The sequence below is a fragment of the Microbacterium sp. NPDC097977 genome, assembly GCF_040302605.1.
In the GTDB taxonomy this organism is placed as follows: domain Bacteria; phylum Actinomycetota; class Actinomycetes; order Actinomycetales; family Microbacteriaceae; genus Microbacterium.
On the sequence record NZ_JBEOUR010000072.1, the window covers coordinates 1 to 16,808 of the forward strand.

The 16,808-nt window shown below is 68.5% G+C and carries 19 protein-coding genes; 1 reads left to right on the forward strand and 18 read right to left on the reverse strand.

Going from position 1 to position 16,808, the window contains the following annotated elements:
- Positions 1 to 39 precede the first annotated feature (39 nt).
- The 16 genes from ABTZ43_RS14130 to ABTZ43_RS14205 all read right to left on the reverse strand — a co-directional run bounded on the left by ABTZ43_RS14130 (position 40) and on the right by ABTZ43_RS14205 (position 15,987).
- On the reverse strand, positions 40 to 393 hold the full coding sequence (locus ABTZ43_RS14130) for an RNA polymerase-binding protein RbpA (protein ID WP_056418432.1): 354 nt from the start codon (positions 391 to 393) through the stop codon (positions 40 to 42).
- On the reverse strand, positions 393 to 641 hold the full coding sequence (gene secG, locus ABTZ43_RS14135) for a preprotein translocase subunit SecG (protein ID WP_045253783.1): 249 nt from the start codon (positions 639 to 641) through the stop codon (positions 393 to 395). The genes ABTZ43_RS14130 and secG overlap by 1 nt, the downstream gene beginning before the upstream one ends.
- An 82-nt stretch (positions 642 to 723) precedes the next feature.
- A complete protein-coding gene (gene tpiA, locus ABTZ43_RS14140) occupies positions 724 to 1,515 on the reverse strand; it encodes a triose-phosphate isomerase (protein WP_056418435.1) in 792 nt (263 codons plus the stop codon).
- The gene (locus tag ABTZ43_RS14145) at positions 1,506 to 2,720 is read right to left on the reverse strand and encodes a phosphoglycerate kinase (protein ID WP_149422774.1); all 1,215 of its coding nucleotides are present in this window, start codon (positions 2,718 to 2,720) and stop codon (positions 1,506 to 1,508) included. The genes tpiA and ABTZ43_RS14145 overlap by 10 nt, the downstream gene beginning before the upstream one ends.
- A 10-nt stretch (positions 2,721 to 2,730) precedes the next feature.
- Positions 2,731 to 3,741, reverse strand: coding sequence for a type I glyceraldehyde-3-phosphate dehydrogenase (gene gap / locus ABTZ43_RS14150; protein ID WP_056418441.1), 1,011 nt, complete (start codon positions 3,739 to 3,741; stop codon positions 2,731 to 2,733).
- A gap of 115 nt (positions 3,742 to 3,856) precedes the next feature.
- On the reverse strand, positions 3,857 to 4,483 hold the full coding sequence (locus ABTZ43_RS14155; RefSeq protein WP_045253779.1) for a superoxide dismutase: 627 nt from the start codon (positions 4,481 to 4,483) through the stop codon (positions 3,857 to 3,859).
- Between the two features lie 188 nt (positions 4,484 to 4,671).
- On the reverse strand, positions 4,672 to 5,649 hold the full coding sequence (whiA, locus tag ABTZ43_RS14160) for a DNA-binding protein WhiA (protein WP_045253778.1): 978 nt from the start codon (positions 5,647 to 5,649) through the stop codon (positions 4,672 to 4,674).
- A gap of 68 nt (positions 5,650 to 5,717) precedes the next feature.
- Positions 5,718 to 6,590, reverse strand: a complete 873-nt coding sequence (rapZ, locus tag ABTZ43_RS14165) for an RNase adapter RapZ (protein ID WP_056418444.1) — start codon at positions 6,588 to 6,590, stop codon at positions 5,718 to 5,720.
- A gap of 31 nt (positions 6,591 to 6,621) precedes the next feature.
- Complete coding sequence (uvrC, locus tag ABTZ43_RS14170) at positions 6,622 to 8,544, reverse strand: excinuclease ABC subunit UvrC (RefSeq protein ID WP_056418448.1); 1,923 nt, start codon at positions 8,542 to 8,544, stop codon at positions 6,622 to 6,624.
- A complete protein-coding gene (uvrA, locus tag ABTZ43_RS14175; RefSeq protein WP_056418452.1) occupies positions 8,544 to 11,432 on the reverse strand; it encodes an excinuclease ABC subunit UvrA in 2,889 nt (962 codons plus the stop codon). The genes uvrC and uvrA overlap by 1 nt, the downstream gene beginning before the upstream one ends.
- A gap of 58 nt (positions 11,433 to 11,490) precedes the next feature.
- Positions 11,491 to 12,036 carry a hypothetical protein gene (locus ABTZ43_RS14180; RefSeq protein ID WP_350539290.1) on the reverse strand — a complete coding sequence of 182 codons (546 nt, stop codon included), beginning with the start codon at positions 12,034 to 12,036 and terminating at the stop codon, positions 11,491 to 11,493.
- Positions 12,033 to 13,277 carry a DUF58 domain-containing protein gene (locus ABTZ43_RS14185; RefSeq protein WP_350539291.1) on the reverse strand — a complete coding sequence of 415 codons (1,245 nt, stop codon included), beginning with the start codon at positions 13,275 to 13,277 and terminating at the stop codon, positions 12,033 to 12,035. Before ABTZ43_RS14185 ends, ABTZ43_RS14180 begins: the two co-directional genes overlap by 4 nt.
- Positions 13,278 to 13,288: 11 nt before the next feature.
- Positions 13,289 to 14,254 (reverse strand): AAA family ATPase, encoded by a 966-nt coding sequence (locus tag ABTZ43_RS14190; protein ID WP_350539292.1) that lies wholly within the window; start codon positions 14,252 to 14,254, stop codon positions 13,289 to 13,291.
- A 1-nt stretch (position 14,255) separates the two neighbouring features.
- A complete protein-coding gene (locus ABTZ43_RS14195; protein ID WP_350539293.1) occupies positions 14,256 to 14,795 on the reverse strand; it encodes a hypothetical protein in 540 nt (179 codons plus the stop codon).
- Positions 14,792 to 15,466 (reverse strand): DUF4129 domain-containing protein, encoded by a 675-nt coding sequence (locus ABTZ43_RS14200; protein ID WP_350539294.1) that lies wholly within the window; start codon positions 15,464 to 15,466, stop codon positions 14,792 to 14,794. Before ABTZ43_RS14200 ends, ABTZ43_RS14195 begins: the two co-directional genes overlap by 4 nt.
- A 77-nt stretch (positions 15,467 to 15,543) precedes the next feature.
- Positions 15,544 to 15,987 (reverse strand): MarR family winged helix-turn-helix transcriptional regulator, encoded by a 444-nt coding sequence (locus tag ABTZ43_RS14205; protein WP_056418467.1) that lies wholly within the window; start codon positions 15,985 to 15,987, stop codon positions 15,544 to 15,546.
- A 44-nt stretch (positions 15,988 to 16,031) separates the two neighbouring features.
- Here ABTZ43_RS14205 and ABTZ43_RS14210 point away from each other — a divergent pair, with 44 nt between their 5' ends.
- Positions 16,032 to 16,274, forward strand: coding sequence for a hypothetical protein (locus ABTZ43_RS14210; protein ID WP_350539295.1), 243 nt, complete (start codon positions 16,032 to 16,034; stop codon positions 16,272 to 16,274).
- An 11-nt stretch (positions 16,275 to 16,285) separates the two neighbouring features.
- On the opposite strand, the gene ABTZ43_RS14215 is transcribed toward ABTZ43_RS14210, so the two are convergent.
- On the reverse strand, positions 16,286 to 16,621 hold the full coding sequence (locus tag ABTZ43_RS14215; RefSeq protein WP_350539296.1) for a TfoX/Sxy family protein: 336 nt from the start codon (positions 16,619 to 16,621) through the stop codon (positions 16,286 to 16,288).
- Between the two features lie 16 nt (positions 16,622 to 16,637).
- A partial coding sequence (locus ABTZ43_RS14220) for a UvrB/UvrC motif-containing protein (protein WP_350539297.1) occupies positions 16,638 to 16,808 on the reverse strand: 171 nt, incomplete at its 5' end.

The window sequence follows — 16,808 nt, forward strand, 5'->3', positions numbered from 1 at the left end:
ATCGGATCGCGGCGGCTTCTTCGTATGATCAGGTCGAGGTCACTGACCCCGACGCTCGCGCAGCTGCGTGAGCGCGTCCTCGAGAAGCTGGACGGCCTCTTCGTCGGTACGGCGCTCCTTCACGTAGGCGAGGTGCGTCTTGTAGGGCTCCGGCTTCGCGAGCGCGGGCGGGTTCGCCTTGTCGCGACCGGCCGGCAGACCGGACTGCGGGTGGTCGATCGTCTCGGGGATCTCCTCTTCGGGAAGCCCCGCCGCGAAGAACCGCACGGTCTCGTTGCCGAGACCGTCCCAGTAGGACACGCGGATGCGATCTGCGTGATACCCGTGATCCTGCTCGCCCATCGGGCCGGAACCGACACGGGTCCCTCGGATCGCGTTGCCGCCAGTAGCCATCAGATTACCTCGAACTTCGTGATGAGACCGAGCGCGACGATCGCCACGAACCACGCGAGAGCGAGGATGACCGTGAAGCGGTTGAGGTTGCGCTCTGCGAGACCCGACGACCCGACGGCCGACGACATGCCGCCGCCGAACATGTCCGACAGGCCGCCGCCGCGACCCTTGTGGAGCAGGATGAGGAGAGTCAGCAGGACGCTGGTGATACCCAGCACCACCTGCAGGACGAACTCGAGAATATCCACGAGGAGAGAGCCTTTCGCTGGGGCAGGTCTGCCCCGGTAACGGTCAAGTATACGGTGTGGCGGGGCCGCAGCCCCGCCACACTCACACGCCTACGTGCTTCTCGAAGCGGATGATCGCGGCGAATTCGTCGACCACGAGGCTCGCGCCTCCGACGAGTGCACCATCGACATCGGGCTCACGCATGAAGCTGGCGATGTTCGCTGCCTTGACCGATCCGCCGTAGAGGATGCGGGTGCGCGCGGCAGCGTCGTCTCCCAGCACCGTGGCGATGACGGTGCGCAGCGCGGCGCAGACGTCCTGCGCCTGCTGCGGCGTCGCCGCCTGTCCCGAGCCGATGGCCCAGACCGGCTCGTACGCCACGACGATGTCCGCATCCTTGGGCAGCCCCCGCAGTGCGACCTCGAGCTGACCGGCCGGCACCGCGCTGGCGCCGAACTTCTCCAGGTCCTCCGCCGTCTCGCCCACGCAGATGACGGGCGAGAGTCCGTTCTTCAGCGCGGCCTTCGTCTTCGCGGCGACGATCTCGTCGGACTCGGCGTGATACTCACGGCGCTCCGAGTGCCCGATGATCACGTACTTCGTGTCGAGCTTCGCGAGGAATGCACCCGACACCTCGCCGGTGTAGGCACCGGAGTCGTGCGCCGAGATGTCCTGCGCGCCGAGGGCGAACGGGATCTTGTCGGCGTCGATCAGCGTCTGCACGCTGCGGATGTCGGTGAAGGGCGGGAACACCGCGACCTCGACCGAGCCGTCCTCGTGCTTGGCGTCCTTGAGCGTCCAGTGCAGCTTCTGCACGAAGGCGACCGCCTGCAGGTGGTCGAGGTTCATCTTCCAGTTTCCCGCGATCAGCGGGGTACGGCTGTTCACACCCATCCGAGCACCTCCAGGCCGGGTAGTTTCTTGCCCTCGAGGAACTCGAGGCTGGCGCCGCCACCGGTCGAGATGTGACCGAACTGGTCGTCGGTGAAGCCGAGCTGACGAACGGCCGCGGCCGAATCTCCGCCGCCGACGACGCTGAGGCCGTCGACCTCGGTGAGCGACTGCGCGACGGCTTTGGTGCCGCCCGCGAACGCCGGGAACTCGAACACGCCCATCGGGCCGTTCCAGAACACGGTCTTTGACCCGCGGATCACGTCGGCGAACCGCGCGGCGGTCTCCGGACCGATGTCGAGGCCGATGCCGGAGGCGCCGAACGCGGTGCTCTCGATGGCATCGGCAGCCGTCACCTCGTGCTCGGCGTCGGCCGAGAACGAGGAGGCGACGATGACGTCGGTGGGAAGCACGAGCTCCACGCCGCGCTCCTTCGCCTCCGCGATGTATCCGCGCACGGTGTCGAGCTGATCCTCTTCGAGGAGGCTGGAGGCCACGGCGTGGCCCTGCGCCTTCAGGAAGGTGAACAGCATCCCGCCGCCGACGAGGATGCGATCCACGCGAGGCAGCAGATGCGAGATCACTCCGAGCTTGTCGCTCACCTTCGATCCGCCGAGCACGACCGCGTACGGGCGCTCCGGGTTCTCGGTGAGACGATCCAGCACGTCGAGCTCGGTCGCGATGAGGAGTCCGGCTGCCGAGGGCAGCAGCTCGGCGAGGTCGTAGACGCTCGCCTGCTTGCGGTGGACCACGCCGAATCCGTCGGAGACCAGCACATCGCCGAGCTCGGCGAGCTGGGCCGCGAAGGCCCCGCGCTCCGCGTCGTCCTTCGAGGTCTCCCCCGGGTTGAAGCGCAGGTTCTCGATGACGACGACGCCGCCGTCCTCGAGCGAGGAGACGGCCTCGTGCGCGGACTCGCCGACGGTGTCGCGCGCGAACGCGACCGGCTTGCCGAGCAGCTCGGACAGCCGCTGGGCGACCGGGGCGAGGCTGTACTGGGGGTCGGGCGCCCCGTCGGGGCGTCCGAGGTGCGAGCACACGACCACGCGGGCACCCGCGTTGATCAGTGCGTTGAGGGTAGGCAGCGAGGCGCGGACACGGCCATCGTCCGTGATGATCCCGTCCCGGAGCGGGACGTTGAGATCACAACGGACGATGACGCGCGTGCCCTCGAGCGAACCCAGTGAATCCAGGGTGCGCAGAGTCATGGGAGGTGTCTCAGAGACGCTCTGCCACGTACTCGGTCAGGTCGACGAGACGGTTGGAGTAGCCCCACTCGTTGTCGTACCAGCTGGAGACCTTGACCAGGTTGCCGCTGACGTTGGTCAGCGTCGAGTCGAAGATCGACGAGTGCGGGTTGTGCACGATGTCGCTCGAGACGATCTGGTCTTCGTTGTACTGCAGGAAGCCGGCGAGACGGCCGTCGGCCGCAGCCTTCTTGTACGCCTCGTTGACCTCGTCGACCGTGAGGTTCTCGCGGTCGGTGATCAGCGTCAGGTCGACGATCGAACCGGTGGGAACCGGAACGCGGTACGACGAGCCGCTGAGCTTGCCCTGCAGCTCGGGGAGGACCTCGCCGATGGCCTTCGCCGCGCCGGTCGAGGCCGGGGTGATGTTGATCGCTGCGGCACGTGCGCGACGCAGGTCGCTGTGCGGGCCGTCCTGGAGGTTCTGGTCGGCCGTGTAGGCGTGAGCGGTCATCATGAAGCCGCGGTCGATGCCGAACGCGTCGTTGAAGACCTGCGCCAGCGGGGCGAGGCAGTTGGTGGTGCACGACGCGTTGGAGATGATGTGATGCGTCTCCGGGTTGTACGTGTCCTCGTTCACGCCCATGACGAACGTGCCGTCGACGCCGGTGCCCGGAGCCGAGATGAGGACCTTCTTCGCGCCGGCCTCGATGTGCTTCTTGGCCAGGTCCGCCTTGGTGAAGAAGCCGGTCGACTCGATGACGATGTCGACTCCCAGCTCACCCCAGGGGAGGTTGGCGGGGTCGCGCTCCGCGAACGCCTTGATGGCCTTGCCGTTGACCGTGATGCTCTCGTCGTCGAAGCTGATGTCAGCATCGAGGACGCCACCGACGGAGTCGTACTTCAGAAGGTGGGCAAGGGTCTTGTTATCGGTGAGGTCGTTGACCGCGACGATCTCGATGTCCGCTCCCTGCGCGAGAGCCGCGCGGAAGTAGTTGCGCCCGATACGGCCGAAGCCGTTGATACCGATCTTGACAGACACTCAGGTCTCCCTGTTTCTCGTGCGCGGTGCGCGGCAAAAGTGCGTACGCGATGCGCGGGGTTTTTTGGCTGAGATGGCGTCCCGACGAGACAAGGCCCGTCGGGACGCGACCCGATTACGACAGTACCAGCAGGCCGTTCGTCTTCTCGCGGGCCACCTCGAGGCGCTGAGCGACGTTCTCCCAGTTCGCGATGTTCCACGCGGCCTTGACGTAGTCGGCCTTGACGTTCAGGTAGTCGAGGTAGAAGGCGTGCTCCCACATGTCGAGCTGGAACAGCGGCACCGTGCCCTGCGCGGTGTTCGACTGCTGGTCGAACAGCTGCTGGATGATCAGTCGCTGACCGATCGAGTCCCAGCTGAGCACCGACCAGCCCGAGCCCTGGATGCCGAGCGCGTTGGCGGTGAAGTGCGCCTGGAACTTCTCGAAGGAGCCGAAGAACTCGTCGATCGCCGCCTTCAGCTCGCCCTCGGGCTCGCCGCCGCCGTTCGGGGAGAGGTTCGTCCAGAAGATGGAGTGGTTGACGTGACCGCCGAGGTTGAACGCGAGGTCTTTCTCGAGCTTGTTCACGTTCGCGAGGTTTCCGCTCTCGCGCGCCTCGGCGAGACCCTCGAGCGCCGTGTTCGCGCCGGCGACGTAGGTCGCGTGGTGCTTGTCATGGTGCAGCTCCATGATCTTGCCGCTGATGTGCGGCTCGAGGGCTGCGAAGTCGTAGGGAAGGTCGGGGAGCGTGTATGTCGCCATGTCGCTTTCATCCAATCCGCGCCGCGCCGCGGCGCTTGCCGGTCCTCCGCGCCGCCGATGTGCGGCGTGGAGCGGACGTAACTCATCCTACCGACGACAACGCTCGAGTGTCCCGGATCCTTCCGTCGGATGACGACACGAGGCGACCCCGAACGGGGTCGCCTCGTGTGTGTCAGAACCGACTGGCGTCAGACGTCCAGCCCTGCGGGCACGGCCGCCTCGGTGCCCGGGATGCCCTCCTGCTGCGCGCGCTTGTCGGCCATCGCGAGCAGACGACGGATGCGACCGGCCACGGCGTCCTTGGTCATCGGCGGATCGGCGTGGTGGCCCAGCTCGTCGAGGCTCGCGTCGCGGTGTGCGAGACGCAGCTCACCGGCGACCTTCAGATGGTCGGGCACCTCGTCGGCGAGGATCTCGAGCGCGCGCTCCACGCGCGCGCACGCCGCGACCGCCGCCTGAGCCGAGCGTCGCAGGTTCGCGTCGTCGAAGTTGACGAGGCGGTTCACGCCCGCGCGCACTTCGCGCCGCTGGCGCATCTCCTCCCACGTCACCGCGGTCTTCTGCGCCCCCATCTCACTGAGGATGGTGCGGATCGCCTCGCCCTCGCGCACGACCACCCGCGGCATGCCGCGGACCTCTCGAGCCTTGGCGGCAACGCCCAGCCGGTGTGCGGCACCGACCAGGGCCATCGCCGCCTCGGACGACGGGCACGCCACCTCGAGCATGGCCGACCTGCCGGGCTCGCTGAGCGTTCCGGCGGCGAGGAAGGCGCCGCGCCACAGGCCGGCGATCTCGGCACGAGATCCGGTCGTCAGCCGGTTGGGCAGCCCGCGGACGGGGCGGCGACGCTGGTCGAGCAGTCCCGTCTGACGGGCGAGGGTCTCACCCGAGGCGATCACCCGGACGGCCCAGCGGGCGCCGTCGTTGGACGTGCTCGACTGCACCTGGGCGATCTCCGGCCGGACACCGTAGATCTCGGCGAGATCGCGAGCGACACGCTGCGCGAGGATCTCGGCATCCACCTCGGCCTCGACGGCGACCCGCCCGGCGATGGAATGCAGTCCGCCGGCGAACCGGAGGATCGATGTGACCTCCGCGACGCGCACCGTCGGGGGTGCATTACGGATGCTGACCAGCTCAGCCTTGACGTCGGTCGTTAGTGCCACGACACTCCTCTACGCTCACGCGCCGGATCGCGGCGCAAACCTCCAGCCTACTCTGACGGAGGCTCCTGCTATTCCCTGCCGAGGTCCCGATGGCGCACGTTCACGGCGACTCCCGGCACCGAGGCGAGGCGGCGGGAGAACTCCTCGACCATGGCGACCGAACGGTGCTTGCCACCGGTGCAGCCGATCGCGACGGTCGAATGGCTCTTGTTCTCGCGCTGGTATCCCTCGAGCACGGGAGTGAGCGCGGCCGTGTACGCCTCGAGGAACTCGGCTGCTCCCTCTCTCGAGAGCACGTAGTCCCGGACCGGCTCGTCCTTGCCGGTGAGGCCGCGCAGTTCCTCGTTCCAGAACGGGTTGGGCAGGAAGCGCATGTCGGCCACGAGGTCGACATCGGTCGGCAGACCGTACTTGAACCCGAAGCTCATCAGCGTGACGCGGTGCCGCGCGGCGCCCTCCTCGGCGAACAGGTCGGACACCTGGGTGGCGAGCTGATGGATGTTGAGGGCGGAGGTGTCGATCACCAGATCCGCGGATTCCCTGATCGGGGCGAGCCGCTGGCGTTCGATGCGGATGCCGTCGAGCAGCGTGCCGTCGCCCTGGAGCGGATGCGGTCGCCGCACGGACTCGAAGCGTCTGACGAGCACGTCGTCGGAGGCATCGAGGAACAGCACCCTGACGGATCCACGTGAACGCAGCGCTCTGGCGACACCGGGGAAGTCGTCGAAGAGGTTCCGGCCACGGACGTCGACGACGGCCGCCACCTTCGGAAGGGCCGTTCCGCCCATGTCCGTGAGGTCGAGCAGTGGACGCAGGATCTGCGGCGGGAGGTTGTCGACGACGTACCACCCGAGGTCCTCGAGCGCGTTCGCGACCGTCGTGCGCCCGGCGCCCGACATGCCCGTGACGATGAGGAACTCGCCCTTGTCCCCGTCAGCCATCGTGTCTCCCTCTCCCCCCGCCGGTACCAGCCTAGCGAGTGGAGAGATGGGTGTGGATGTTCTGGGCGAGCACCGGCCCGATCCCCTGCACCTCTTCGATCTCGCTCGGTGCGGCGGAACGGAGTGCGGTCACGGAGCCGAAGTGCTTGAGCAGGACCTTGATCCGCGATGCGCCGAGGCCGGGAACCTCGGACAGCACGGAGGAGATGTCGTTCCTGCGTCGCTTGCGCTGATGCGTGATCGCGAAGCGGTGCGCCTCGTCTCGCAGCCGCTGCAGCAGGTAGAGCGACTCGCTGGTGCGAGGCAGGATCACCGGGAAGTCCTCCCCCGGAAGCCAGATCTCCTCGAGACGCTTCGCGATACCGCACACAGCGATCTCGGTGTGTCCGGCGTCGCGCAGGGCGCGAGCGGCGGCCTCCACCTGCGGCTGCCCGCCGTCGACGAGCAGCAGCTGTGGCGGATAGGCGAAACGCGGCTTGCGCTTGACCTCGACGACCTCGGCGTCGAGGTCGATCTCGCCCGAGACCGGCACAGCGGGCGGCACCGTCGGCAGGCGGTCATCGGCCTCGTCGGGGCGGTCGAGATAGGCGAGTCGTCGACGCAGCACCTGGTACATCGAGTCCGTGTCGTCGGTCGTCTCGGGGATGTTGAACGAGCGGTACTGGTCTTTGCGCGGCAGCCCGTCTTCGAAGACGACCATTGAGGCGACGACGTTGGTCCCGCCGAGGTGGGAGATGTCGAAGCACTCGATGCGCAGCGGTGCCTCGCTCATGCCCAGTGCGTCCTGCAGGTCGGTGAGCGCCTGGGTCCGCGCGACGTAGTCGCTGGTGCGCCGCGTCTTGTAGCGGATGAGCGCCTGTTGCGCATTGAGCGTCGCCGTGCGCATGAGATCGGCGCGTTGACCGCGCTGAGCGACGGCGATCTCGACCTTCTTGCCGCGGCGCTCGCGCAGCCACACCTCGAGTTCCGCTGCGTCGTCGGGAAGGGACGGGACGATGATGCGCCGCGGCACGTCCTGCGCGTCACCGTAGGCGCGCTGCAGGACCTGGTCGACCAGGTCGGCGCCCGAGATGTCGATCTCCTTCTCGATGGTGAGGGCGCGGACACCGCGCACCCGCCCACCGCGGATCACGAAGTGCTGCACTGCGGCGGCCAGCTCGTCTTCGGCGATGCCGAAGAGATCGGCATCCTCATCGGATGCCAGCACCAGCGCGCTCTTGCCGAGCACGGCCTCGATGGCGGTGAGCTTGTCGCGGTACTTCGCGGCGGCCTCGTAGTCCATGGCGGCGGATGCCGCCAGCATCCGGGTGGTCAGCTCGCGTGTGAACCTCTCGTCGCCGCCGGACATGAAGGCCACGAAGTCGTCGACCATGGCCCGGTGCTCGGCGATCGTCACCGTCATCGAGCAGGGGCCGCCGCACTTGCCGATCTGACCGGGGAAGCACGGCCTCCCCGTCTGCATGGCGCGCTTGTAGCTGGAGTCACTGCAGGTGCGGATCGGGAACGCCTTGACCATGAGGTCGATCGTCTCGTGCACCGCCCAGACCTTGGGGTAGGGGCCGAAGTAGCGGGCACCGGGGATCTTGCGGTTCCTGGTGACGATGACGCGGGGTGCTTCGTCTCCGAGGGTGACGGCCATGAACGGGTAGGACTTGTCATCCTTGTACCGGACGTTGAAGGGCGGATCGAACTCCTTGATCCACATGTACTCCAGCTGCAGCGAATCGACGTCCGTCGGCACGACGGTCCACTCCACCGACGCCGCCGTGGTCACCATGCGCCGCGTGCGCTCATGCAGCGTGCGCAGCGGGGCGAAGTAGTTCGACAGACGCTGGCGGAGGTTCTTGGCCTTGCCGACGTACAGCACCCGTCCGTCGGCATCACGGAACCGATACACGCCGGGGTTGGTCGGGATCTCCCCCGGCCTCGGCTTGTATGCGAGTACGTCGGCCATCAGCTGGCCTTCTTCGCGGCGCGCCCCTCATTCAGGATCTCGGCGAGGAACTGGCCGGTGTGGCTCTCCTCGACCCGCGCGATCTGCTCAGGGGTGCCGGTGGCCAGGATCTCACCACCGCCCGAACCACCCTCGGGGCCGAGATCGATGACCCAGTCCGCGGACTTGATCACGTCGAGGTTGTGCTCGATGACGATGACGGTGTTGCCCTTGTCGACGAGCCCGTTCAGCACCTCGAGCAGCTTGCGCACGTCTTCGAAGTGCAGGCCCGTCGTCGGCTCGTCGAGCACGTAGATGCTGCGACCGTTGCTGCGGCGCTGGAGCTCGGTGGCGAGCTTCACGCGCTGCGCCTCGCCTCCCGAGAGCGTGGTGGCCGACTGCCCCAGACGCACGTACCCGAGACCGACGTCGACGAGGGTCTTCATGTAGCGGTGGATCGCCTGGATCGGCTCGAAGAACTCCGCGGCTTCGGCGATCGGCATCTCGAGGACCTCGGCGATGTTCTTGCCCTTGTAATGCACCGACAGCGTGTCGCGGTTGTAGCGCTTGCCGTGGCAGACCTCGCAGTCGACGTAGACGTCGGGCAGGAAGTTCATCTCGATCTTGATCGTCCCGTCGCCCGAGCAGGCCTCGCAGCGTCCGCCCTTGACGTTGAAGCTGAAGCGGCCGGGCTGGTAGCCGCGCACCTTCGCCTCGGGGGTGTCGCTGAACAGCGAGCGGATGCGATCGAACACTCCCGTGTAGGTGGCCGGGTTCGAGCGCGGGGTACGACCGATCGGGGCCTGATCGACGTGCACGACCTTGTCGAGGTTGTCGAGTCCGGAGACGCGGGTGTGCTTGCCCGGCACCGTGCGTGCGCCGTTGAGACGCGAGGCGAGCACCTGGTAGAGGATGTCGTTCACGAGGGACGACTTTCCCGAACCGGAGACGCCGGTGACCGCGGTCAGCACCCCGAGCGGGAAGTTGACGTTCACGTTCTTGAGGTTGTTCTCCCGCGCGCCGACGACACTCAGCATCCGCTTCTTGTCGAGCTTGCGCCGCTTCTTCGGCGTGGGGATCTCTCGACGTCCGGAGAGGTACTCCCCCGTCATCGAGGCCGGCTCGCTGAGGAGCGCCGAGTACGGGCCCGAGTGCACGACGTCGCCGCCGTTCACGCCCGCACCGGGTCCGATGTCGACGACCCAGTCGGCCGCCTCGATGGTCTCTTCGTCGTGCTCGACGACGATGAGCGTGTTGCCGAGGTCGCGCAGCTTGAGCAGCGTGTCGATCAGTCGACGGTTGTCGCGCTGATGCAGCCCGATGGAGGGCTCGTCGAGCACGTAGAGCACGCCGGTGAGACCCGACCCGATCTGCGTGGCCAGACGGATGCGCTGCGCCTCACCACCGGAGAGCGAGCCCGCCGCACGACTGAGGTTGAGATAGGACAGACCGACCTGCAGCAGGAAGTCGAGGCGGAGCCGGATCTCGCGGAGCACCTGGGCCGCGATCTTCGCCTCGCGGTCGGTCAGGGAGAGGGTCTCCATGAATGCGCGGGCGTCGGAGAGGCTCAGGTGCGACACCTCGGCGATGGAGTGCCCGTGCACCTGGACGGCGAGGACCTCGGGCTTGAGGCGGTTTCCGTCGCACACGGGACACGGCACCTCGCGCAGGTATTCGCCCCACCGTGCACGCTGCGTGTCGGACTCGGCCTGCGCGTACTGACGTTCGATGTAGGGGACGACGCCCTCGAAGCCCGAGGCGTACCGCATCTCGCGGCCGTACCGGTTCTTGAACTTGACGGTGACCTTGTAGTTGTCACCACGCAGGATCGCGTCCTGCACGTCGACGCGGAGATCCTGCCACGGGGTGTCGAGCGAGAACTTGAGATCGTCGGCCAGCCCCTCGAGCAGACGCTCGTAGTACTGGAAGAGACCCTTGCCTTGCGTGGTCCACGGGACGATCGCGCCCTCGCGGATGGAGAGCTCCTCGTCGCCGAGCATCAGGTCGATGTCCACCGACATGCGGGTGCCGAGACCCGAGCAGGCGGGGCAGGCGCCGAACGGCGCGTTGAACGAGAACGTGCGGGGCTCGATCTCGGTGAGCGAGAGGGCGTGGCCGTTCGGGCACGCGAGCTTCTCGGAGAAGGACTGCCAGGCGTCGTCGCCCTCTTCGTCGACGAAGTTCACCTGCACGACACCGCCCGCGAGGCCGAGCGCGGTCTCGACGGAGTCCGTGACCCGGCCCAGGATGTCGTCGGCCGCGACGAGGCGGTCGACGACCACGGCGATGTCGTGCTTGTAGCTCTTCTTCAGCGTGGGCGGCTCGGCCAGCTGGACGAGATCGCCGTCGACGATCGCCCGGGAGTAGCCCTTCGCACCGAGCTCGCGGAAGAGGTCGACGAACTCGCCCTTCTTCTGCGAGACGATGGGCGCGACGATCTGATAGCGGGTGCGCTCGGGGAGCTCCATGAGCTGGTCGGCGATCTGCTGCACGGTCTGCCGCTGGATGCGTTCACCGCATTCCGGGCAGTGCGGGATGCCGATGCGCGCCCACAGCAGACGCATGTAGTCGTAGATCTCGGTGATCGTGCCGACGGTCGACCGCGGGTTGCGGTTGGTCGACTTCTGGTCGATCGACACCGCGGGGCTCAGCCCCTCGATGAAATCGACGTCGGGGCGGTCGACCTGGCCGAGGAACTGCCGCGCATAGGCGCTCAGCGATTCGACGTAGCGGCGCTGCCCTTCGGCGAAGATCGTGTCGAACGCGAGACTGGACTTTCCCGATCCGGACAGGCCGGTGAACACGACGAGAGAGTCGCGGGGGATGTCGATGTCGACGTTCTTGAGATTGTGGACGCGGGCACCGCGAACACTGAGTTTTCCTGGGGTTGCAACCGGGACGATAGGCACTGATCAAGTCTACGAGGGGCCACGGACATTGGCTCCGTGAGGGCTCACAGAAAGGTGCTCACCCGCCTCGCCGGTCCGCCGTCGCGCTCCGGCCCGTGCTCGGGCCCGCGCTCCGCAGAAGCAGCACCGCGGCCGCGGCGACCGCAACGCCGCCGGCGACGATCGCCCACGGCGCGGTGCCCCGGACACCGTCGACGCCGAGCATGACGGCGATCGTCAGCGGCTGCGCGATCGCCTGCACCAGGACGAAGCGGATGGCCGTCGGGCGCAGTGCGGCGAGCACGACCCTCGTCCCGCCCGGGATCACGAGTGTCAGCGATGTCAGGATGTGGATCGCATGCACGACGAGCACGGCGAGCATCGCGCGACCGACGTCCGGCTCGGACAGGAGCATCCCGATGACGATGCATGCCGCTCCACCCCACGCGGCGAAGGTCTGCGGGAGCACCGCGGCGGTCACCGCCAGGATGACGGCGACCCACTGCCACCCGACGAGCGGATTGAGCACGAACGCGCCGACAGCGACGACCGCGACCAGCGCGATCCGCACCGCGATCCAGGAGACGGCGGGCGCGGTCTGCAGGGTGTCGTTCTGCGCTCTCATCTCCTGGCCCTCGCGATCTCGCGGAGGGCGGATGAGGGATCCTCCGCCCACGGGACCACGTCGACGCCCGCCCCGTGCAGGTCGGCGAACACGTTCTCCCTCTCCGCCAGCACCGTCCGCAGACCGATGAGCTGAGGACGACGCAGACGCGAGCGATCGAGCCGCGGCAGAACGTCGATCGCGACGACGCGGTGACCGCTCGCGCGCCACATCAGCGCGGTCTGCGCGGCGGCCCCCTGGAAGAACGTGGACAGCACGAGGACCACCGAGCCGTGCGGGACGTGCGGAGTCCTGCGGAACGCCGCGTCGTCGCGTGCCTGCCCCGTCGCCGCGATCGCCGCCTCGAGACGTGCCAGATGGCGAGATCCCCCACCGCTGCGCAGCGAGCGCCCACCGTGCGCGAGCACGTGCAGGGCGACGCGGTCGCCGGCGTCGATGGCGGCGCCGGAGAGTGCCCGAGCGGCCTCTCGGGCGTTGTCGAGCGACGTCACACCGCTGCGTTCGAAGTCTCCGCTGCCCCACGACGCGACCACCTCGCCGAGGTCCTCCGAGGTGTCCATCGCGATCACCACGGACGCGTCGCTGAGCGTGTGGGTGCGCCGTACGAGCAGATCCCCCGGTCTCCGTGCCATCCGCGCCGTCGCGCGCCAGTCGACGCGACGCAGCTCGTCTCCGGGCGCGAACGCATGGATGTCGCGGAAGTCTCCGCCCTGCCCCGGGCGTCGCCCCTCGTGCGAGCCGTGCAGACCGGTCAGCCGTCTCGGCAGCGGCAGCATCCCGACGGCGCGAGGAGTCGGAGCCACCTGTCGTCTGCTGCGGACGACCTCGGACGACCCCGAGAGCGCGGCACCGTCGAGCGAGAGACCGCGCGCCGAGACCTGCACGGGGAGCGCGGGGCCCGAATGGAGGACGCGGCTCCGTGCGAGGACCGCGGCATCGGACCCGGGAACGATCGCGCGTCGGCTTCTGCGTTCCGAGAGCACGACGAACAGCTCGACCATCTCGGCGTCGCTCTCGACCGAGATCTCGGTGTGCAGTTGCCCGTCTGCGCGGGGACCCGGTGTCACGCTCGGCTCGGCCCCGACGCCCGAGGTCCCCCGTCCGAGGGCGAGGGCGCTCCACAGCGCGAGGGGGAGCCCCATGGCGACGACGTCAGGACGTGAGAACAGCAGTCCGAGGACGGCGAGCACGATCGAGCCGGCGATCGCGAGGGCCGGCGCCGGGCTCCAGCACCCGGGCATCGATGGTCTCGTCACACGCGCTCCCGCACCGTCGGCGGAACCGGCACCTGGTCGACGACCGCTCGCACGACGTCGGCGGCCGACGCCCCCTGAGCCCAGGCCTGCGGTGTCAGCGTGAGGCGGTGGGCGAGCACGGGCACGGCGATCCGCTTGATGTCATCCGGTCGCACGAAATCCCGACCGTCCAGCGCGGCAAGGGCGCGGCCGAGCAGCAGCAGGCCGAGTGAGCCGCGTGGGGAGGCCCCGACCTCGACGTTCGGCGCCGTCCGCGTCGTGCGCGCGATCTCGACGCAGTAGCGCGCGATGTCCTCGTCGACGTGGATGGCCTCGACCGCCGCCTGCAGCTCGACGAGACACTCGGCGTCGATGACGGGCGCGACATGCGTGGCCTCCTGCCGTCTGCGCACCCGGTTCTGCAGAATGCGCGCCTCCCCCGAGACATCCGGATACCCCACGGAGAGCCTGACCATGAATCTGTCGAGCTGCGCCTCGGGGAGCGCGTAGGTGCCCTCGTACTCGATCGGGTTCGAGGTGGCGATCACATGGAACGGCGCGGGCAGCGCGAAGCTGTTGCCCTCGACGGTGACCTGCCGCTCCGCCATCGCCTCGAGCATCGCCGACTGGGTCTTCGGCGTCGTGCGGTTGATCTCGTCGGCCAGAAGGAGACCGGTGAAGATCGGTCCGGGTCGGAAGACGAAGTCCGAGGAGTCCGGCGCGTACACGTACGACCCTGTGACGTCGCCGGGGAGCATGTCCGGAGTGCACTGGAGCCGACGGAACGACAGCCCCAGCGCCGAGGCGAGGCTGCGGGCCGCGAGGGTCTTGCCGAGCCCCGGCACGTCTTCGAACAGCACGTGCCCGCCGGCCAGGATCGAGGCGAGCGCGATCTCGAGCGGGTCGTCCATCCCGACGACGACGGTGCGCACGGCGGTCAGGATTCGAGCGCCGGCCTCGGCGATCTCGGCGGATGTCGTCATGTCATCTCCTGTGTCTCGGGAACAGCGACGCACGGCCCGTCGATGAGGGCGGAGCGTCTGGTGGTGGTGTCGTGATCTCTGCGGACGGCCCGGGGCTCAGCGCGTCGATCGCGTCGAGCGCTCGCTCGATGTCGACGATGGTGGTCCCCGGCCCCTCCAGTCGATCCCACAGGTCGGGGCCGATCAGCGCGATGACCTCCGGCCGATTCGCGGGGTCCGTCGGGTCTGCGCCCCGGCGCTGCAGCCGCTGTCGGAGAATCTCCCGCACTCGGCGTGTGATCTGCGTACCGGCGAGCCCCGTGTGGGTGTTCAGCGCCCAGGCCATGCGGGAGATCTCGGTCGGTCTGCGATCGGGTTCCACCGCGATGTGCGGGGCGTCGACGCTCGGTTCGAGCGGCACCGCGAGCTGGGCGAGAAGAGCGAGTGCCCCCACGAGAAGACCCCACCCGATCGCGAAGGGCACGGTGAATCCGAAACCGGTGAGCACCAGCGCGGCGATCACCGTGGCCGCCGCGGCCAGGACGGTGCGTCCCCACGTCATCGCCACACCTCCTCGATCCGGCGGAGCGCGGAGCGCGCCGCGTTCCTCTCCGGCTCGGTGGCCTCGTGGGCGCCGAAGCGCACGCGCTCGAACAGCGTCAGCAGCTCGGATGCCTCCGCCTCGATGCCGGAGCGTCGCGTGATGATCCTGAGCGCGAATTCGGCCGGCGTCTCGCTCGGAGCGCGTGCCACCCCCGCATCCGCCGCGCTCTCCTCCAGGCCGACCCACGCCGCGATGACGGCATCCGTGGGCACCGCGCGTTCGTCGATCGCCTGCAGCGCCCCGGCGATACCGCGCCGGATGGCGTCGACCACGATCTGCGGTTCGGGAACCGCGGCGACATCGCCCACCTCGGCGGCGACCTCGGCTCCCTCACGCCTCCGCGTGGGCCTGTCGCGCCATGCCCGCAGCAGCGCACGGGCGATGATCGCGAGGAGCACGATGAGGCCGGCGGCCACGAGGAGCATCAGGATCGCGGCGGACACCTGCAGCACTGTGGAGCTCGCGGGGTCGATCTCGATGTCCTCCGGGACGCCCGTCTGTCCCGGCATCGTCGGCGGAATCGGCCGCACCGACGGGGACGGCACAGGCTCAGACGGACGGAATGTCGGCGCCCCCTGGATCGCGGCGGCGATCATCACGATGACGAAGAGCACGGTGACCGCGCTCACGAGTCCGAGCCGACGACCAGCTCGACGCGCATCGACTGTCGGGCGGTCACTCGGCATGCCCACACCCTATGACGCGGTCACTCCGTGGTCGAGCGGCGCCCCGCGAAGGCGGAGAGTCCGTCGCGCAGGGTCGCGATCTGCCCGAGGTCCATTCCCACGGCCGCCATGACCTGACGCGGAACGTCGAGCGCGCGCTCGCGGAGCGCACGGCCGGCGTCCGTGAGGGTGATGTCGAGGCGCCGTTCGTCCTCCGCGCTGCGCTGCCGGGCGACCAGCCCGTCTGCTTCGAGGCGCTTGACCAGAGGCGATGCGGTGGCGGGCTCGAGGGCGAGATCGGCCGCGAGATCGCTGAGCTGCCGTGGCGCCCGCTCCCAGAGGGCGAGCATGACGAGGTACTGCGGATGCGTGAGTCCGAGCGGCTCGAGGATCGGCCGATAGATGCCGACGACGTTGCGGGCGGCGGTCACCAGCGCGAAGCAGAGTTGGTTGTCCAGCTTGAGCAGATCATCCGTCGCGGTCACGATCCGACTATACAACGACACTAATAGTTAGTACACTAAGGAACATGGCACGCTCCGCTGACCACCCATCCCTTCGAACGCGCATCCGCGCGGCCGGTGGGCTCTACGCGTGGATCAACACGAACCTCATCCGGTTCGCCGGCCCGGCGTCCGTGGGCCCGTACGAGAAGACTCCGCCGCCGAGCGCGGAGGAGAGAGCAGAGCGCGCCTGCCCGCTCTGCGGTGCACCCATGAACGACCACGAGATCGACCGCTCCGGTCCGCGCACCATGATGCACTGCCCCTGAGCGCCGCGGCGTCAGTGCTCGCTGCCCGCGGCATCCTCTCGAGCGACGTCGAGCCAGAACGCCAGCTCGTCGTCTGTGGTGAGCGCTGCGGGTGAGACATCGAGCCACCCGGTCCCCATGGTGCGAGGGCCCATCACCGCGGTGGCGACGCCGGGGCGTGTGATGAGGGCGGCCCCGTTCTCTTCGTCGACGCGTACGAGGAGGACGCCCCCTTTGCGCGCCCCGACCAGGATGTGACCGTCGAGCAGGAACGCGCGGGTGCCGAACATCCGCTTCTCCTCGACCTCGCCGTCGAGGGTCAGCAGCGCTCGCACGCGGTCGGCGAGCTCGTCTCCTGACGCGTCCATCATCGCCTCCTCGGGATCAGGCGTGCCCGGCCTTCTCCATGGCACGCAGCTCCTTCTTCATGTCCTGAACCTCGTCGCGCAGGCGCCCGGCCAGCTCGAACTTGAGCTCGGATGCAGCCGCCAGCATCTGGTCGGAGAGGTCCTGGATGATCGCCTCCAGCTGCTGCGCGCCTTCCGCGGCGATACC

What these genes read in the sequence shown, in the direction of transcription:
- ABTZ43_RS14145 (WP_149422774.1), bottom strand. Translation starts at nt 2,720, where the DNA reads ATGACTCTGCGCACCCTGGATTCACTGGGTTCGCTCGAGGGCACGCGC.
- rapZ (WP_056418444.1), bottom strand. Translation starts at nt 6,590, where the DNA reads ATGGCTGACGGGGACAAGGGCGAGTTCCTCATCGTCACGGGCATGTCG.
- ABTZ43_RS14155 (WP_045253779.1), bottom strand. Translation starts at nt 4,483, where the DNA reads ATGGCGACATACACGCTCCCCGACCTTCCCTACGACTTCGCAGCCCTC.
- ABTZ43_RS14130 (WP_056418432.1), bottom strand. Translation starts at nt 393, where the DNA reads ATGGCTACTGGCGGCAACGCGATCCGAGGGACCCGTGTCGGTTCCGGC.
- tpiA (WP_056418435.1), bottom strand. Translation starts at nt 1,515, where the DNA reads ATGGGTGTGAACAGCCGTACCCCGCTGATCGCGGGAAACTGGAAGATG.
- ABTZ43_RS14190 (WP_350539292.1), bottom strand. Translation starts at nt 14,254, where the DNA reads ATGACGACATCCGCCGAGATCGCCGAGGCCGGCGCTCGAATCCTGACC.
- ABTZ43_RS14210 (WP_350539295.1), top strand. Translation starts at nt 16,032, where the DNA reads ATGGCACGCTCCGCTGACCACCCATCCCTTCGAACGCGCATCCGCGCG.
- ABTZ43_RS14185 (WP_350539291.1), bottom strand. Translation starts at nt 13,277, where the DNA reads ATGCCCGGGTGCTGGAGCCCGGCGCCGGCCCTCGCGATCGCCGGCTCG.
- uvrC (WP_056418448.1), bottom strand. Translation starts at nt 8,544, where the DNA reads ATGGCCGACGTACTCGCATACAAGCCGAGGCCGGGGGAGATCCCGACC.
- ABTZ43_RS14195 (WP_350539293.1), bottom strand. Translation starts at nt 14,795, where the DNA reads ATGACGTGGGGACGCACCGTCCTGGCCGCGGCGGCCACGGTGATCGCC.
- ABTZ43_RS14180 (WP_350539290.1), bottom strand. Translation starts at nt 12,036, where the DNA reads ATGAGAGCGCAGAACGACACCCTGCAGACCGCGCCCGCCGTCTCCTGG.
- ABTZ43_RS14215 (WP_350539296.1), bottom strand. Translation starts at nt 16,621, where the DNA reads ATGGACGCGTCAGGAGACGAGCTCGCCGACCGCGTGCGAGCGCTGCTG.